The 15623-nt window shown below is 73.9% G+C and carries 14 protein-coding genes, 1 tRNA gene and 1 pseudogene; 13 read left to right on the plus strand and 3 right to left on the minus strand.

Going from position 1 to position 15623, the window contains the following annotated elements:
• Positions 1–80: 80 nt before the first annotated feature.
• Positions 81–1529, minus strand: coding sequence for an argininosuccinate synthase (gene argG, locus JD78_RS03320; protein WP_153361485.1), 1449 nt, complete (start codon positions 1527–1529; stop codon positions 81–83).
• A gap of 118 nt (positions 1530–1647) precedes the next feature.
• On the opposite strand from argG, the gene JD78_RS03325 reads away from it, so the two are divergent.
• Positions 1648–3060: a glycine--tRNA ligase gene (locus tag JD78_RS03325; RefSeq protein ID WP_153361486.1), complete on the plus strand. Its 1413-nt coding sequence runs from the start codon at positions 1648–1650 to the stop codon at positions 3058–3060.
• Between the two features lie 80 nt (positions 3061–3140).
• On the opposite strand, the gene JD78_RS03330 is transcribed toward JD78_RS03325, so the two are convergent.
• Positions 3141–4235: a type IV toxin-antitoxin system AbiEi family antitoxin domain-containing protein gene (locus JD78_RS03330; protein ID WP_153361487.1), complete on the minus strand. Its 1095-nt coding sequence runs from the start codon at positions 4233–4235 to the stop codon at positions 3141–3143.
• A gap of 274 nt (positions 4236–4509) precedes the next feature.
• Between JD78_RS03330 and dusB the strand changes: the two genes are divergently transcribed.
• The 8 genes and pseudogenes from dusB to JD78_RS03365 all read left to right on the plus strand — a co-directional run bounded on the left by dusB (position 4510) and on the right by JD78_RS03365 (position 12611).
• On the plus strand, positions 4510–5670 hold the full coding sequence (gene dusB / locus JD78_RS03335) for a tRNA dihydrouridine synthase DusB (protein ID WP_228395287.1): 1161 nt from the start codon (positions 4510–4512) through the stop codon (positions 5668–5670).
• A complete protein-coding gene (locus JD78_RS03340; RefSeq protein ID WP_153361488.1) occupies positions 5667–6125 on the plus strand; it encodes an Rv0361 family membrane protein in 459 nt (152 codons plus the stop codon). The genes dusB and JD78_RS03340 overlap by 4 nt, the downstream gene beginning before the upstream one ends.
• Before the next feature lie 232 nt (positions 6126–6357).
• Positions 6358–6936 (plus strand): annotated as a pseudogene (locus tag JD78_RS21940) (PEP/pyruvate-binding domain-containing protein); the annotation flags it as partial.
• Positions 6900–8942: a pyruvate, phosphate dikinase gene (gene ppdK, locus JD78_RS03345; RefSeq protein WP_424991703.1), complete on the plus strand. Its 2043-nt coding sequence runs from the start codon at positions 6900–6902 to the stop codon at positions 8940–8942. The pseudogene JD78_RS21940 and the gene ppdK, both read left to right, overlap by 37 nt.
• 93 nt (positions 8943–9035) lie before the next feature.
• Positions 9036–9662: a YdcF family protein gene (locus tag JD78_RS03350; RefSeq protein WP_194290512.1), complete on the plus strand. Its 627-nt coding sequence runs from the start codon at positions 9036–9038 to the stop codon at positions 9660–9662.
• 11 nt (positions 9663–9673) lie between these two features.
• Complete coding sequence (locus JD78_RS03355) at positions 9674–10153, plus strand: hypothetical protein (RefSeq protein WP_153361489.1); 480 nt, start codon at positions 9674–9676, stop codon at positions 10151–10153.
• Positions 10153–12036 (plus strand): DNA primase, encoded by a 1884-nt coding sequence (gene dnaG, locus JD78_RS03360; RefSeq protein WP_153361490.1) that lies wholly within the window; start codon positions 10153–10155, stop codon positions 12034–12036. The genes JD78_RS03355 and dnaG overlap by 1 nt, the downstream gene beginning before the upstream one ends.
• Entirely contained in the window at positions 12033–12611 is a 579-nt protein-coding gene (locus tag JD78_RS03365; protein ID WP_153361491.1) for a hypothetical protein, read from the plus strand. The genes dnaG and JD78_RS03365 overlap by 4 nt, the downstream gene beginning before the upstream one ends.
• A gap of 18 nt (positions 12612–12629) precedes the next feature.
• On the opposite strand, the gene JD78_RS03370 is transcribed toward JD78_RS03365, so the two are convergent.
• Positions 12630–12872 (minus strand): hypothetical protein, encoded by a 243-nt coding sequence (locus JD78_RS03370; protein WP_153361492.1) that lies wholly within the window; start codon positions 12870–12872, stop codon positions 12630–12632.
• Positions 12873–13010: 138 nt separating this feature from the next.
• Between JD78_RS03370 and JD78_RS03375 the strand changes: the two genes are divergently transcribed.
• From JD78_RS03375 to JD78_RS03390, 4 genes are all read left to right on the plus strand, one after another.
• A tRNA-Asn gene (locus JD78_RS03375) sits at positions 13011–13083 on the plus strand.
• Between the two features lie 250 nt (positions 13084–13333).
• A complete protein-coding gene (locus tag JD78_RS03380) occupies positions 13334–14173 on the plus strand; it encodes a GAF and ANTAR domain-containing protein (RefSeq protein WP_153361493.1) in 840 nt (279 codons plus the stop codon).
• Positions 14160–14876, plus strand: coding sequence for a GAF and ANTAR domain-containing protein (locus JD78_RS03385; RefSeq protein ID WP_153361494.1), 717 nt, complete (start codon positions 14160–14162; stop codon positions 14874–14876). Before JD78_RS03380 ends, JD78_RS03385 begins: the two co-directional genes overlap by 14 nt.
• Before the next feature lie 169 nt (positions 14877–15045).
• The gene (locus JD78_RS03390; protein ID WP_166520958.1) at positions 15046–15621 is read left to right on the plus strand and encodes an STAS domain-containing protein; all 576 of its coding nucleotides are present in this window, start codon (positions 15046–15048) and stop codon (positions 15619–15621) included.
• Positions 15622–15623 lie beyond the last annotated feature (2 nt).

Here is a 15623-nt window from a genome sequence, read left to right on the forward strand (position 1 = left end):
CGGCAGGCTGACCTGCGATGTTGACCCGTTCGGACCCGGCGGTCGGGACTCCCTCGATCCGGTACCACCCGGGCCCGTCGTCAGTCGGTGCCGGACTCCATCGCCGCGCGGTCGAGCAGCTCGTCGTTGGGGGAGACCTGCCCGCGGGAGGCGATCGCCTCCGCGCCGCCCTCCTGCGAGGCGTCGATCAGCCCGGTCGACGCCGCCTGGGCGGCGCCGATGGACGTCGGGGTCGCGCCGCCGACGAGACCCATCCGGGCGTACTGCTCGAGCTTCGCGCGGGAGTCGGCGATGTCGAGGTTGCGCATGGTCAGCTGGCCGATCCGGTCGACCGGGCCGAACGCGGAGTCGACGGTGCGCTCCATGGAGAGCTTGTCCGGGTGGTAGCTGAACGCCGGGCCGGCGGTGTCGAGCACGGAGTAGTCCTCGCCGCGCCGCAGCCGCAGGGTCACCTCGCCGGTGACGGCCATGCCGACCCAGCGCTGCAGCGACTCGCGCAGCATCATCGCCTGGGGGTCCAGCCAGCGGCCCTCGTACATCAGCCGGCCCAGCCGCCGTCCCTCGCTGTGGTAGTTGGCGAGGGTGTCCTCGTTGTGGATGGCGTTGACCAGCCGCTCGTAGGCGATGTGCAGCAGCGCCATGCCCGGGGCCTCGTAGATGCCGCGGCTCTTGGCCTCGATGATCCGGTTCTCGATCTGGTCGGACATGCCCAGCCCGTGCCGGCCGCCGATGGCGTTGGCCGCCAGCACCAGGTCGACGGCGGAGGCGAACTCCGTGCCGTTGATGCTGACCGGACGGCCGTACTGGAAGCCGATCGTGACGTCCTCGGTGGCGATCTCCACCGCCGGGTCCCAGAACTTCACGCCCATGATCGGCTCGACGGTCTCGATGCCGGTGTCCAGGTGCTCCAGCGTCTTCGCCTCGTGGGTCGCGCCCCAGATGTTGGCGTCGGTGGAGTAGGCCTTCTCCGCGCTGTCCCGGTAGGGGAGGCCGTGGGCGACCAGCCACTCCGACATCTCCTTGCGGCCGCCGAGCTCGGTGACGAAGTCGGCGTCCAGCCACGGCTTGTAGATGCGCAGCCCGGGGTTGGCCAGCAGGCCGTAGCGGTAGAACCGCTCGATGTCGTTGCCCTTGTAGGTCGACCCGTCGCCCCAGATCTGGACGTCGTCCTCGAGCATCGCGCGCACCAGCAGCGTGCCGGTGACCGCGCGGCCCAGCGGGGTGGTGTTGAAGTAGCTGCGGCCGCCGGAGCGGATGTGGAAGGCGCCGCAGGTGAGCGCGGCCAGGCCCTCCTCGACCAGGGCGGCCTTGCAGTCGACCAGCCGGGCGATCTCCGCGCCGTAGGCGCTGGCGCGGCCGGGCACCGAGCCGATGTCGGGCTCGTCGGCCTGGCCGATGTCGGCGGTGTAGGTGCACGGCACCGCGCCCTTGTCGCGCATCCACGCGACCGCCACGGAGGTGTCGAGACCACCGGAGAAGGCGATGCCGACGCGGTCGCCGACGGGCAGGGAGGTGAGCACCTTGGACACGGGTAAGAGTATGCACAGCAGTGTATGGACATGCAAAAGCGGGCCGTCGCCCGGCCGGGAGCCGGGCGTCTAACGTTCAAGGGTCCACCCCACCGACCGCCAGCCGGATGGAGCCTCCGTGCCCAGCGACACCCCTGCCCCCCGTACCGCCGACCCGGCCCGCCTGGACAAGGTGGTCAACCTCTGCAAGCGCCGGGGGATCGTCTTCCCGTCCGGGGAGATCTACGGCGGCACCCGCTCCGCCTGGGACTACGGGCCGCTGGGCGTCGAGCTCAAGGAGAACATCAAGAAGCAGTGGTGGCGCACCGTCGTCCAGGGCCGGGACGACGTCGTGGGCCTGGACTCCTCGGTCATCCTGCCCCGCCAGGTGTGGGTCGCCTCCGGTCACGTCGGGGTCTTCACCGACCCGCTGACCGAGTGCCAGAACTGCCACAAGCGGTTCCGCGCCGACCACCTCGAAGAGGCGTACGAGGAGAAGAAGGGCCGGGCGCCGGCGAACGGCCTGGCCGACATCACCTGCCCCAACTGCGGGGTCACCGGTTCGTGGACCGAGCCGCGCGACTTCAACATGATGCTCAAGACCCACCTCGGCCCGGTCGAGGACGAGTCGGGGCTGCACTACCTGCGCCCGGAGACCGCGCAGGGCATCTTCGTCAGCTTCGCGAACGTCATGGGCGCCTCGCGGAAGAAGCCGCCGTTCGGCATCGGCCAGATCGGCAAGTCCTTCCGCAACGAGATCACCCCGGGCAACTTCATCTTCCGGACGCGTGAGTTCGAGCAGATGGAGATGGAGTTCTTCGTCCAGCCCGGCACCGACGCCGAGTGGCACCAGTACTGGATCGACGAGCGCACCCGCTGGTACACCGACCTGGGCATCGACCCGGCGAACCTGCGGCACTACGAGCACCCGGCGGAGAAGCTCTCCCACTACTCGACGCGCACCGTCGACATCGAGTACCGGTTCGGCTTCCAGGGTTCGGAGTGGGGCGAGCTGGAGGGCATCGCCAACCGCACCGACTTCGACCTGAAGACCCACTCGGAGCACTCCGGCTCCGACCTGTCCTACTTCGACCAGGCCGCCAACGAGCGGTGGACGCCGTACGTCATCGAGCCGGCCGCCGGGCTGACCCGCTCGCTCATGGCGTTCCTGGTCGACGCCTACACCGAGGACGAGGCGCCCAACGCCAAGGGCGGCATCGACACCCGCACCGTGCTGAAGCTCGACCCGCGGCTGGCGCCGGTGAAGGCCGCCGTCCTGCCGCTGTCGCGCAACGCCGACCTCTCGCCGAAGGCCCGTGACCTCGCCGCCGAGCTGCGGAAGAACTGGAACGTCGACTTCGACGACGCCGGCGCCATCGGCCGGCGCTACCGGCGGCAGGACGAGGTCGGCACCCCGTTCTGCATCACCGTCGACTTCGACACCCTCACCGACGACGCGGTGACCATCCGCGAGCGCGACGCCATGACCCAGGAGCGGGTGGCCCTGGACCAGGTCGTCTCCTACCTGGGCGCCCGCCTCCTCGGCTGCTGAGGCCTGCTGCCGCCCGGGTCAACCCGGCTGGGGAGGGGTTGACCCGCGTGCGCACGCGGCTCAACCCCTCTCGGCTCGGGTCAACCCGCACGGGACGGACGACCGGTCGGCCGGACTCCCACCCGGTCGTCGGCTCGCGCGAGCCACCCGTCGTCGACGACGGAGCCGTCGCGGAGACGGCCTTCAGGGCGAGGGACGTCCTGCCACTCCCGAAGCGCCGGGCCGGGCCGGGCGAGGCAGCGTCGGACCTGCCGGGCCAGTGCGTTCCGGCCGCCGGACAGGTCCTCGTGCACGACCCGGACGAACTGCACCCCGAGCGAGCGCAGCAGGTCCTCGTCGCGCTTCTCGCGCCAGAGTTCCTCTGCGGGCGTGCGTCCGTAGGACGGTTCCCGGTACTTCACCCTTCCGTCGAACTCCACCGCCAGGGCGGCCTCTCGGTACCAACCGTCGGCGACCTTGACCAGCCGGCCGTCGACCCGGAGCTCCACCTGGGGCAGGAACGGCGGCAGACCGAGCGCGGCGAACGTCAGGCGGCCGTAGGTCTCCAGCCACGACTCGGCTCGGCCGTCGGCGAGTGCGACGGCTCGGGCCGCCCGGGGGATCCCAGGGACGAACTCCTGCCTCGCGAGCACGCGGCGCAGCTCGCCCTGGTCGGTCAGCCCACGTAGCAGGGCGGCGTCGGTGGCCGCGACGGCGTGCACCTCGGGCCACGAGCGCGCCACGTCGATGATCGTGCGGGCCGCCGTGGTCACCCGGTAGGCCCCGCGCAGGGTGACCTCGTCGTCCGGGAGAGCCGCCCGGGTCATCGACCACCCCTGTCCGCGGCGCCACCGGCGCGGATCGGTCAGCTCCACGGTCGCGGACGACGTACGGGGTCGGGGGAGCCCCCACACCCACGCCGCGGAGCTGCCGCTGAGCACCGCCGACGGGCGGCCCAGGCTGGTGGTCACGGCGAGCGCGTCCAGACCCGGACGGCGTCGGGTCTCGGCCACCTCGGCCAGGTCGGCCGCCGTCACCAGGATGCCTGGCCGCAACCGCACCAGGCTCCCGCTGCGGACCGCGCTGGCGATCTCGGCCTTCGTGACGCCGGCCGCGGCCAGACCGGCGGAGGTGACGATGCCGAGCCGGCGGCGCGCGGGTTCGTCGACGCTGAGCGGTACCGGTGCGGTGGACATGAGCGGACCGTGCCGCGTGCGGGCCGTTCGTGGCCCGTGAACGCCGAGGCGGTGGACGGCCGCGCCGGTTGGGGACGGGCTCGGGCGCCGTGCGTCGCTGAGGTGCTACTCGGGTCAACCCGGGCCGGACGGGGTTGAGCCGCGTGCGCACGCGGCTCAACCCCGCCGCCCCCGGCTTGACCCGGACGGGACGACGAGAAGACGACGACGGGCGTGCGGCCGCCTCCCGCGCCGTGAGCCCGGGCACACATCCGGGCCACCTACTCTGGACGGCGTGACCAGCGGGACGCTCGAGCGGACGACGGGGCTGCCGCCGCTGCGGCTGGGCCCGCTGACCGTCGACCCCGCGGTGGTGCTCGCGCCGATGGCCGGCATCACCAACCCGGCCTTCCGCACCCTGTGCCGTGAGTTCGGTGCGGGGCTGTACGTGTGCGAGATGATCACCACCCGCGCCCTGGTCGAGCGCAGCGAGAAGACGCTGCAGATGGTGCAGGCCGCCCCCGGTGAGGCCGACGCGTTCAGCGTGCAGCTGTACGGCGTCGCCCCGGCCACGGTCGCCCGCGCGGTGGAGATGCTGGTCGACGAGCACGTCGCCGGCACCCGCCCGGCGCACATCGACCTGAACTTCGGCTGCCCGGTGCCCAAGGTGACCCGCAAGGGCGGCGGCTCGGCCCTGCCCTGGCGGCGCACCCTGCTGCGGAACATCGTCCGCTCGGCGGTCACAGCGGCCAAGGACGTCCCGGTCACGATCAAGACCCGGATCGGGATCGACGCCGACCACGTCACCTACCTCGACGCCGGCCGGATCGCCCAGGACGAGGGCGCCGCCGGGATCACGCTGCACGGGCGCACCGCCGACCAGCTCTACAGCGGCACCGCCGACTGGGCGCCGATCGCCCGGCTGGTGGAGACCCTCGACATCCCGGTGCTCGGCAACGGCGACCTGTGGGAGGCCGACGACGCGCTGCGCATGGTCGCCGAGACCGGGTGCGCCGGCGTCGTCGTCGGGCGCGGCTGCCTGGGCCGGCCCTGGCTGTTCGGTGACCTGGCCGCGGCGTTCGCCGGCTCGTCGCAGCGCGCCCTGCCGACGCTGCGCGAGGTGGCCGCGGTCATGCACCGGCACGCCACCCTGCTCGCGGCGGACCAGGGCGAGCTGTGGGGCTGCACCGACTTCCGCAAGCACGTCGCCTGGTACCTCAAGGGCTTCAGCGTGGGCTCCGACGTCCGCCGCGCGCTGGCCATGGTCTCCGGGCTCGACGAGCTGGCCGAGCTGCTCGCCCGCATCCCCGACCAGCCCTATCCGCAGGCGGTGCTGGGCGCTCCGCGCGGGCGCACCACCCCGCCCCGGCCGGTCGCGCTGCCGGAGGGCTGGCTGGCCGACCGGGACGACCCGACCCCGCCGTCGGGCGCCGAGCTGACGGTGAGCGGCGGATGACCAGCGGCCCCTTCCTCTACGACGACGACCCGGCGCCGCTGCACACCGGCACCCCGCGCCGGCGCACGGGCCTGCTGGTGGGGCTGCTCGTCGGCACCCTCGCGCTGGCGGTCGCCATGGCCGCGTCGATCGGCGTCTTCAAGGGGTCGGCGGAGGAGCAGTCCACGGAGGTCGCCACCGTGTTCGTCCGGGCGCTCGCCGCCGGTGACCTCGCCACCGCCTACGACCTGGTCTGCGACGACGTGCGCGCCCGGGTGCTCGCCCCCGACCTCGCCGACACCTACCTGCGTCCGGGAGTCCCGGAGGTCACCGGGACCACCCGCGACGAGGTCGACGGGTCGCCGGTGGAGCTGGTCGACGTGCGCTGGGACGACGCCGGCGCGATCTCCCGCACCCAGCTCACCGTCGTCCCCGAGGGCGGCACGAAGGTCTGCGGCACCCGCGGCCTGGACTGATCAGGTCCCGGCGCGGCCGGGTCCTCCGGCTCTGGCCCGGTGACCCCGGCAGCGCGAGCGTGGTGGTGACGCCACCGGGCACACCGAGGTGCCCCCGCCCCGCGCGGCGTGGTGGCCCGGGTGACCGGAGGACGCCATGTCGCAGGTCTGGGTGCAGGACTTCCGCCACGGGTCGATGGACCAGAAGGAGCTGCTGGGCGGCAAGGGCGCCCACCTGGCGGAGATGACCAGGATGGGGTTGCCGGTACCGGCCGGCTTCACCATCACCACCGAGGCCTGCCGCTGGTACCTGACCCACGGCGCGCCGCCGGACGGTCTGGCCGAGCAGGTCGACGCGCACGTGGCCGTGCTCGAGTCGGCGATGGGCAAGCGGCTGGGCGACCGCCGCGACCCGCTCCTGGTCTCCGTGCGCTCCGGCGGGGCGAGGTCGATGCCCGGGATGATGGAGACCGTCCTGGACGTCGGGCTGAACGACGAGTCGGTGCTCGGTCTGGCCGAGCAGTCCGGCAACCCGCGCTTCGCGTGGGACTCCTACCGCCGCCTGGTGCACATGTTCGGCACCACCGTGCTGGGCATCGCCGACCGGCCGTTCGCGGACGCCCTGGACAAGGCGAAGGCGGCGCAGGGGGTGAGCCGCGACGTCGACCTGGACGCCGGTGCCCTCCAGCAGCTCGTCGGCACCTACCGGGAGCTGGTGCGCGAGCTGGCGGGACGCGAGTTCCCCACCGGTCCCCGGGAGCAGCTCGAGCTGGCGATCGCGGCGGTCTTCCGGTCCTGGAACGCCGAGCGGGCCGTGGTCTACCGCCGGCAGGAGCGGATCCCCGCCGACTCCGGCACCGCGGTCAACGTGATGGCGATGGTCTACGGCAACCTGGGGAGGACTCGGGCACCGGCGTCGCGTTCACCCGTGACCCGGCCACCGGCGCCCCCGGCGTCTACGGCGACTACCTGGCCGACGCCCAGGGGGAGGACGTCGTCGCGGGCATCCGCAACACGGTGCCGCTGACCGACCTCGCGACCCTGGACGCCCGGTCGTTCGCCGGCCTGCGCGAGGTGATGCGGCTGCTCGAGGAGCACTACCGGGACCTCTGCGACATCGAGTTCACCATCGAGCGCGGGCGGCTGTGGATCCTGCAGAACCGGGTCGGCAAGCGCACACCCGGCGCGGCCTTCGTGATCGCCGCGCAGCTGGTCGACGAGGGCGTCATCGACCTCGACGAGGCGCTGCGCCGGGTCACCGGTGACCAGCTGGCGCACCTGATGTTCCCGGCGTTCGGCGACGCGGGTGGCGCCGTGGAGCTCACCCGGGGGATGAACGCCAGCCCCGGCGCGGCCGTGGGCCGGGCGGTCTTCAGCTCCGCGGCCGCCGTGGAGTGGGCCGGGCGGGGGGAGGACGTCGTGCTGGTCCGGCGGGAGACCACGCCCGACGACCTGGCCGGCATGATCGCCGCGCGCGGGGTGCTGACCAGCCGCGGCGGGCGCACCAGTCACGCCGCCGTCGTCGCCCGCGGGATGGGGCGCACCTGCGTCTGCGGCGCCGAGGAGCTCGACGTCGACCTCGAGGCCCGCCAGGTCACGGCCCCCGGCGGGGTCGTCGTCCGGGAGGGCGACGTGCTGTCGGTGGACGGGACGACGGGGCGGGTCTGGCTGGGGGCGGTGCCGGTGGAGACCTCGGCCGTCGTCCGGTACTTCGAGGGCGAGCTCGCCCCCGAGGACGGCGACGACGTCGTCCAGGCCGTGCACCGGCTGATCGGGCACGCCGACGCCCGGGCCCGGCTGGGCGTCGAGGCCAACGCCGACACCCCGGCGGACGCCGCGCGGGCGCGGCGGTTCGGTGCCCGGGGGATCGGGCTGTGCCGCACCGAGCACATGTTCCTGGGCGAGCGGCGGCCGCTGGTGGAGCAGCTGGTCCTCGCCGAGGACGACGCCGGGCGGGAGGCCGCGCTGGCCGCCCTGGCGCCGCTGCAGCGCCAGGACTTCACCGAGCTGTTCGCGGCGATGGACGGGCTGCCGGTCACCATCCGGCTGCTCGACCCGCCGCTGCACGAGTTCCTGCCCGACCTCACCGAGCTGTCGGTGGAGGTGGCGGTCGCCGAGGAGCAGCACCACCACGACGCCCGCGGTCTGCGGCTGCTCGCCGCGGTGCGGCGGATGCACGAGCAGAACCCGATGCTCGGCCTGCGCGGGGTACGGCTGGGGCTGGTCGTGCCGGGGCTGTACCGCATGCAGGTGCGGGCGGTCGCGGAGGCGGCGGCCGAACGGATCGCCGCCGGCGGCGACCCACGGCCACAGGTGATGGTCCCGCTGGTGGCCACGGTGACCGAGCTGGAGCTGGTCCGCGCGGAGGCGGAACGGGTGGTCGCCGAGGTGGCTGCCGAGCGGGGGGTGGAGCTGCGCGTCCCGATCGGCACGATGATCGAGGTGCCGCGCGCGGCGCTCACCGCCGGTGAGATCGCCGGGGCGGCGGAGTTCTTCTCCTTCGGCACCAACGACCTCACCCAGCTCACCTGGGGCTTCAGCCGGGACGACGTCGAGGCCGCGTTCTTCCCGGCGTACCTGCAGCGCGGGGTCTTCGCCGTCTCGCCGTTCGAGTCGCTGGACCGGACCGGCGTCGGTGCGCTGGTGGAGCTCGCCGCCGCGCGCGGCCGGGCCGCCCGGCCGGGGCTGCGCACCGGCGTCTGCGGGGAGCACGGCGGTGACCCGGAGTCCATCCACTTCTTCGCCCGGGCCGGACTGGACGACGTCTCCTGCTCGCCGTTCCGGGTGCCGGTGGCGCGGCTGGAGGCGGGCCGGGCGGCGGTGCTGGCGGCCGGCTGACCGTGGGCGGCCGGGAGAGGCGGGGGGGGCCCGGACGAGCCACCCGCCCCCAGGGGTCCCACGGCTGTCAGCGCAGCGTGGTACCCATGACGGGTGGCGTTCGCGGGCCGGCTGGCCGTCCGGGTGATCGGGGCCGCGGTGGCTGCGGTGACCCTGCTCGTCGGCTCGACGGCGCTGGCGATCTGGTGGACGGCGCGGCAGGACGCGCGGCCGGCCTCCGATGCGATCGTGGTGCTGGGCTCGGCGCAGTACAACGGCGTCCCGTCGTCCATCTTCGAGGCGCGGCTGGAGCACGCCCGTGAGCTCTACGAGGACGGCGTGGCTCCGGTGATCGTGACCGTGGGCGGCCGCGCGGAGGGCGACGAGTTCTCCGAGGCCGAGGCCGGGCGCGACTACCTGGCCGACACCGGTGTCCCGCGCGACGCGCTGCTGGCCGTGCCGGAGGGCGTCGACACCCTGGAGAGCGTCCGCGCGGTCGCGGCGGAGTTCGCCGACCGTGGCTGGGAGAGCGCCGTCCTGGTCAGCGACCCGTGGCACGCCATGCGGGCCGAGCGGATGGCCTCCGACGCCGGCCTCGAGGCGACCAGCTCGCCCACCCGCCAGGGGCCCGCCGTGCAGACCCGCACCACGCAGTTCCGCTACATCCTCCGGGAGACCGCCGCGTACCTGCTCTACCGCGCGACCGGTGAGAGCGTCGCCGGCGCCCCGGGCATCGGCTGAGGAGGAGGACCGTGCTCGAGCTGGGCAAGAAGGGGGCGCACGGCGTGCCGAAGGGCGTCGTCCCCGTGCTGTCCGACGGGGCCGTGGTGGCCACGCTGCACGCCGCCCACTGGCGGGAGGCGGCCACCGCCGAGGTGGGTGACCGGCGCTGGGAGTTCCAGCGGCAGGGCAGCCGCGAGCTGGTCGGCCGGTGGGCGCAGGAGCCGGCGGGCAGCGTGCGGCTGCGCGCGCACGCGGTGTCGTTCTGGAAGAACCGCTGGGCCGTGGAGCTGGACGGCGTGCCCGTCGACGTCGAGACCGGGTCGTGGTGGAAGGGCACCCGCCGCTACCGACGCGGTGATCGGCTGCTGGCCGAGAGCGGCCGCACCGGCGGCTGGGGCTGGCGGCACACCCTGACCACCGACGCCGGCCTCCCGCTCGACCACGCCGTCTTCCTGCTGTGGTTCGAGTCGGTGCTGACCCGCCGTCAGGCCGCCGCGGCGGCGGCCTGATGGCCGGCCGGGGGCGCATCCGCGCCGCGGACATCGCGCTGGTCCGCGAGCGGGCCAAGATCGACGACATCGTCGGTGAGCACCTGCAGCTCAAGCGCGCCGGCGGCGGCAGCCTCAAGGGGCTGTGCCCGTTCCACGACGAGAAGTCGCCGTCCTTCCACGTGACCCCGTCGCGGAACCTCTTCCACTGTTTTGGTTGCGGGGCCGGTGGCGACGTCATCCGGTTCATCCAGGACATCGACCACCTGTCCTTCACCGAGGCCGTCGAGCTGCTGGCCGGCCGGGCCAACGTCGAGCTGCACTACGAGGACGACGGCGGGCGGCCCACCGGCGGCCCCGACCGGGCCGCGGCCGGGCAGCGGGCCCGGCTGGTGTCGGCCAACGCCGAGGCCGCGCGGTTCTACGCCGAGCAGCTGATGACCCCCGACGCCGCGCCGGCCCGGCAGTTCCTCGCCGAGCGCGGCTTCGACCGGCAGGTCGCCCTCGACTTCGGCTGCGGCTACGCCCCCGGCGGCTGGGACGTGCTCACCCGGCACCTGCGCGGTCTGGGCTACTCGCAGGCCGAGCTGGTCACCGCGGGCCTGGCCAAGGAGTCCTCCCGCGGCACGCTGATCGACCGGTTCCACCGCCGGCTGATCTGGCCGATCCGCGACCTCACCAACGACGTCATCGGCTTCGGTGCGCGCAAGCTGATGGACGACGACCCGGGCCCGAAGTACCTGAACACCCCCGAGACGCCGCTGTACAAGAAGAGCTCGGTGCTCTACGGCGTCGAGCGGGCCAAGCGGGACATCGCCCGCAACCACCAGGCCGTCGTCGTCGAGGGCTACACCGACGTGATGGCCTGCCATGTCGCCGGCGTCACCACCGCCGTCGCCTCCTGCGGCACCGCGTTCGGCGCCGAGCACATCAACGTGCTGCGCCGGCTGCTGATGGACCAGGACGAGTTCCGCGGGGAGGTCGTCTACACCTTCGACGGCGACGCGGCCGGCCAGGCGGCGGCGATGAAGTCGTTCAAGGAGGACCAGCGCTTCGTGGCGCAGACCTTCGTCGCGGTCGAGCAGGAGGGCCGCGACCCGTGCGAGCTGCGCCAGGCGCACGGCGACGCCGCGGTGCGTGACCTCATCGCCCGGCGCACCCCGCTGATCGAGTTCGTGCTGCGCACGATGCTGGCCGAGTACGACCTGGACACCGTGGAGGGCCGGGTCGCGGCGCTGGACAAGACCGCACCGCTGCTGGCCCAGATCAAGGACCACGCGCTGCGGCCGGCCTACGCCCGCCGGCTCGCCGGGCTGCTCGGCCTGCCCGACGAGAGCGAGGTGGTCGCGCGGGTGCGCCGGCTGGCCGACGGCGGTGCCTCCCCCGAGCGCGGCCGGGTGCGCACCCCGCGCAAGAGCCCGGACGACGTCGCGGTCGAGGTGGAGCGCGAGGCGGTCAAGGCAGCCCTGCAGTGCCCGGAGATCGCCGGGCCGGAGTTCGACGCCGTGCGCGCCGAGGACTTCACCCACCCCGACTACGCCGCGGTGGCCGCCGCGGTCGCCGCCGCCGGAGGAGCGGCCGGGGCCACGGTCAGCGGCGCCGACTGGGTGGAGCAGGTGGAGCAGCACTGCGACCGGGAGACGGCGACGGCGATGCTGACCGCGCTGGCGGTGGAGCCGATGCGGTCGGTGGGGGAGAACGACGTCACCTACGTCAACGCCCTGATGGCGCGGCTGCAGGAGATCATCACCATCCGGCAGGTGGCTGCGCTGAAGGGCAAGCTGCAGCGGATGAACCCGGTCGAGGCCGCCGACGAGTACATGAAGGCGTTCAAGCAGCTGATGGACCTCGAGCAGCTGGCGATCTCGCTGCGCAAGCGGGCGGCCGGCGGCCTGACGCCGTGAAGGTGCTCGACGCGCTGCGCGCCCGGTTCGCCCGCCCGCCGGAGCTGGTGCGGGCGGTGGTCGCCGCGTCACCGGACCCGGACGAGCGGGTGCTCGCCTGGGGGCCGCTGGCGGGCGGCGGCTGGCTGGTGGCGACCTCCCGCGGCCTGCGGGTGGTGCCCGGTGACCTGGCGCTGACCGACGCCGCGGCGGTGCCGGTGCTGCGCTGGCACGAGGTGGGCACGGCGCGGTGGACGGCGGCGGGTGCCGGGGGGAGCTTCCTGGTCACGCCGCTCACCGAGGTGGAGCCGGGGGTGCAGGCCCGGGGCCCGCAGCAGCGGTACGTGCTGACCGAGGCGGGGGAACTGCCGGGCGAGGTGCGCAGCCGGGTCGACCGCACGGTGGTGACCAGCCAGCGGCACCCGCTGCCCGGTGGGGGTGCGGTGCTGCTGGTGGCGCGCCGGGTGCCCGGTCAGGCGGCGCGGGAGTGGAGCGTGGTGTTCGACGACGACGCCGACCGCGACGACCCGCAGGCCCGGCAGGTCGCCCGGGACCGGCTGGCCGCCGCGGTGGACGCCGACGACCCGACCCGCTGACCGTGGGCCGGGTGGAGGTCAGCGCCGGGTGTTGCCCTGCCCGTTGTTGCCCTGCCCGGAGTTGCCCTGGCCGAGACTGGACTTGACCGACTGCACCGCGGCGTCCGCCTGGGCCTGGGCCATGCCCGCGACGCTCTGCAGGCGCGGGTCGTCCTTGGCGTGGGCGTAGGCGCGGCGGATCTGCTCGTAGCGCTCCCGGCCGGCCTTGGCGCCGAGGACGTAGCCGGCACCGAAGCCGGCGAGGAAGGACAGCTTGGCCACGGGGGCTCCTCCAGTGATCGGGACGGACTGGGGACGCTACCGGCCGGCGCGCCGCGCGACCCGCCGAGAACCCCCTCCCGGCCACACCGGCGGGGTGGGGTAATCTCTTCCAGGCGCACGGGCGACCAACCCGTTCGTTCCCCCGTAGCTCAATTGGCAGAGCATGCGACTGTTAATCGCAGGGTTACTGGTTCAAGTCCAGTCGGGGGAGCTCCACCAGGCTCCTGACCAGCGGAGACGCTGATCAGGGCCTTCGTCGTTCCCGGACCGGTCAGCTCGTGGTCTGCCCGGGGGTGGACGTCGCCCCTCATCGAGTTGGGGCGCCGGGCGCGACGCACCTGGGCGTAGGGTCATGCTCTCTGCCCGACCTGGCGAGGAGACCTCGCGACAGGACTGGGGCCGGACATGACACCGAGCACGACGCTCCGCCCCTCTCGGCGGCCGGCCTGCGGGCGCCGGTCATGACCGCGGACGTGCCGTCTTCGGCGCCGCGGGTGGCGGACGTGCTCGCCTCGGTGGTGAGCCGGGACGACCGTGCGACCTGGCCGATGGCCCTGGTCGAGGAGTGCCGCCGTGCCCTCGGTGCCGACGGTGCGGGCCTGGCGGTCGCGGACCCGGACGGTTCGATCGCCGTGCTCGCGGCCACCCCGGGCCTGGGGCAGGCGGGGGAGGACCTGCAGTTCACCCTGGGCGAGGGGCCGTGCCAGGTGGCGTCCGCCTCGGGTCGGCTGGTCCTGAGCCCCGACCTCGGCGCCGATCCCCGCTGGTCGCAGTACTCTCGCGAGGCCGGGGCGCACGGGATCCGCGCGGCGTTCAGCGCCCCGCTGCAGGTCGGCGCCGTCCGGCTGGGTGTGCTGGACGTCTACCGCCGCGTCCCGGGTTCGTTGACGATGGCCGCGTTGACCTCGCTGCAGGTGTACGCCGAGGCCGCGGTCGCGGTGCTGCTCCTGATGTCGGATGCCGGGGAGGCAGCAGGTGTGCCGGCCGACGTCATGGAGTTCGCCGACATCCGGCCGGTGGTGCACCAGGCGGCCGGCATGGTCGCCGTCCAGCTGGACGTGAGCCTGCAGGTGGCGCTGGTGCGGCTGCGGGGCGAGGCCTTCGCCGCGGGACGGTCGCTCCGTGCGGTCGCCGGTGACGTCGTCGCCCGGCGGCTCGCGTTCGACCACACTGACCGCGGGTCGTCGTGGCGTGCAGGTGGGGAGTCCGGCGACGGTGCCGGTGAGTGTCCGAACGGTCACATCGACCGGGTCGACGACGGCGATGACCCGAGGAGAGGGAGTCCAGATGAGCACGCGTGAGGACTTGATCGCCGACACGTTCGTCGAGTTGGCCGACTCGTTGGCGGCCGGCTTCGAGGTGACCGACTTCCTGGACCGGCTGGTCACCCGGGCGGTGGAGCTGCTGGACGCCGACGCCGCCGGGATCATGCTGGCCGACTCCCGTGGGCAGCTGCAGGTGCTGGCGGCCGGCTCGCACGACGTGCGGCTGCTGGAGCTCTTCGAGCTGCAGGGCGACTCCGGTCCCTGTCTGGACAGCTTCCGCAGCGGTCTCCCGGTGACCCCGCCGGACCGGGCGGCCATGCAGTCGTCCTGGCCGCTCTTCGCGGCCGAGGCGGAGGCGGGCGGCTACTCGTCCGTCCAGGCCGTCCCGATGCGCCTGCGGCACGAGGTGATCGGCGCGATGAACGTCTTCCGCCGGGCCGAGGGCGCCCTGATCGGCAGCCAGCTCAAGCTCGCGCGGGCCCTGGCCGACGTGGCCTCGGTCGCGCTGATCTCCGAGCGCACCATCTCCGCCCGGGAGCTGATGGCCGACCAGCTGCAGGGTGCGCTGAACAGCCGCGTGCTGCTGGAGCAGGCGAAGGGGATGCTGGCCGAACGCACGGGCGTGGGCGTGGACCAGGCGTTCACCGAGATGCGGGACCACGCCCGGCGCAGTGGGCGGTCCCTGCGGGACGTGGCGGCCGACGTGGTCCGGGACCGAGGGGTGCCACCGCGGGGGTGATCACGCTCGGCGGGACCCGGGGCGACACGCCGGTGACCCGCCGACGGGCTCCGGGTGGACACGTTCGGCCATGGCGCTCAGCCGTTGCGTTCCGCTAGGTTGTGCTCTGCGCGACAGCGCGCTCACAGGTGGCCCCGGACCCGGCGACCCTCATCTCGAGGGGACTCGCATGTCCGAACTATCCGTCATCTCCATCCACGCCGGCGACTCCCAGGTCATCGAGATCCAGGAGCACCTGGTCGGGCCCGGGCAGGCCGTCCTCACCGTGGCCGGCGAGGTCGACCAGGGCACCTGTGCCCTGCTCCGCGCGGTCCTGCTGCGCACCTGGGACACCAGTCCGACCGCCGTGGTCGTCGACCTCCGCCAGGTCACCTTCCTCAACGCCGGCGGCTTGCGGGCCCTGCTGCTGGCGAGCCGGACGGCGCGGCTCCGCGGGGTCCCGCTCGTGTTGCAGGTCGAGCGGGGGCTGGTGGCCCGGCTGCTCGACGTCGTCGGGCTCGGGGAGCTGGCGCTGACCCCGGAGGGGCTCCGCGCCGTGCTGCAGGAGACCGCACCCGGGCCCCCGCCGGTGCTGAGCCTCGTGCCGGCCTGGCGGGGCCGCAGCCGGACGCCGCCGGTGCCGGACCTCGTCGGGCAGCCGCCCGGATCGAGCCGGCGACCGGACCTACGGCTGGTCCCCGCGCCGGGCAGGCTCCGTTCCGCGCGCACCGACCGGGCGCAGCCGGCGCGCTCCGACGGGGGCTGACC

Origin of the sequence: Modestobacter roseus (assembly GCF_007994135.1) — a bacterium.
GTDB classification, from domain to species: Bacteria; Actinomycetota; Actinomycetes; order Mycobacteriales; family Geodermatophilaceae; genus Modestobacter; species Modestobacter roseus.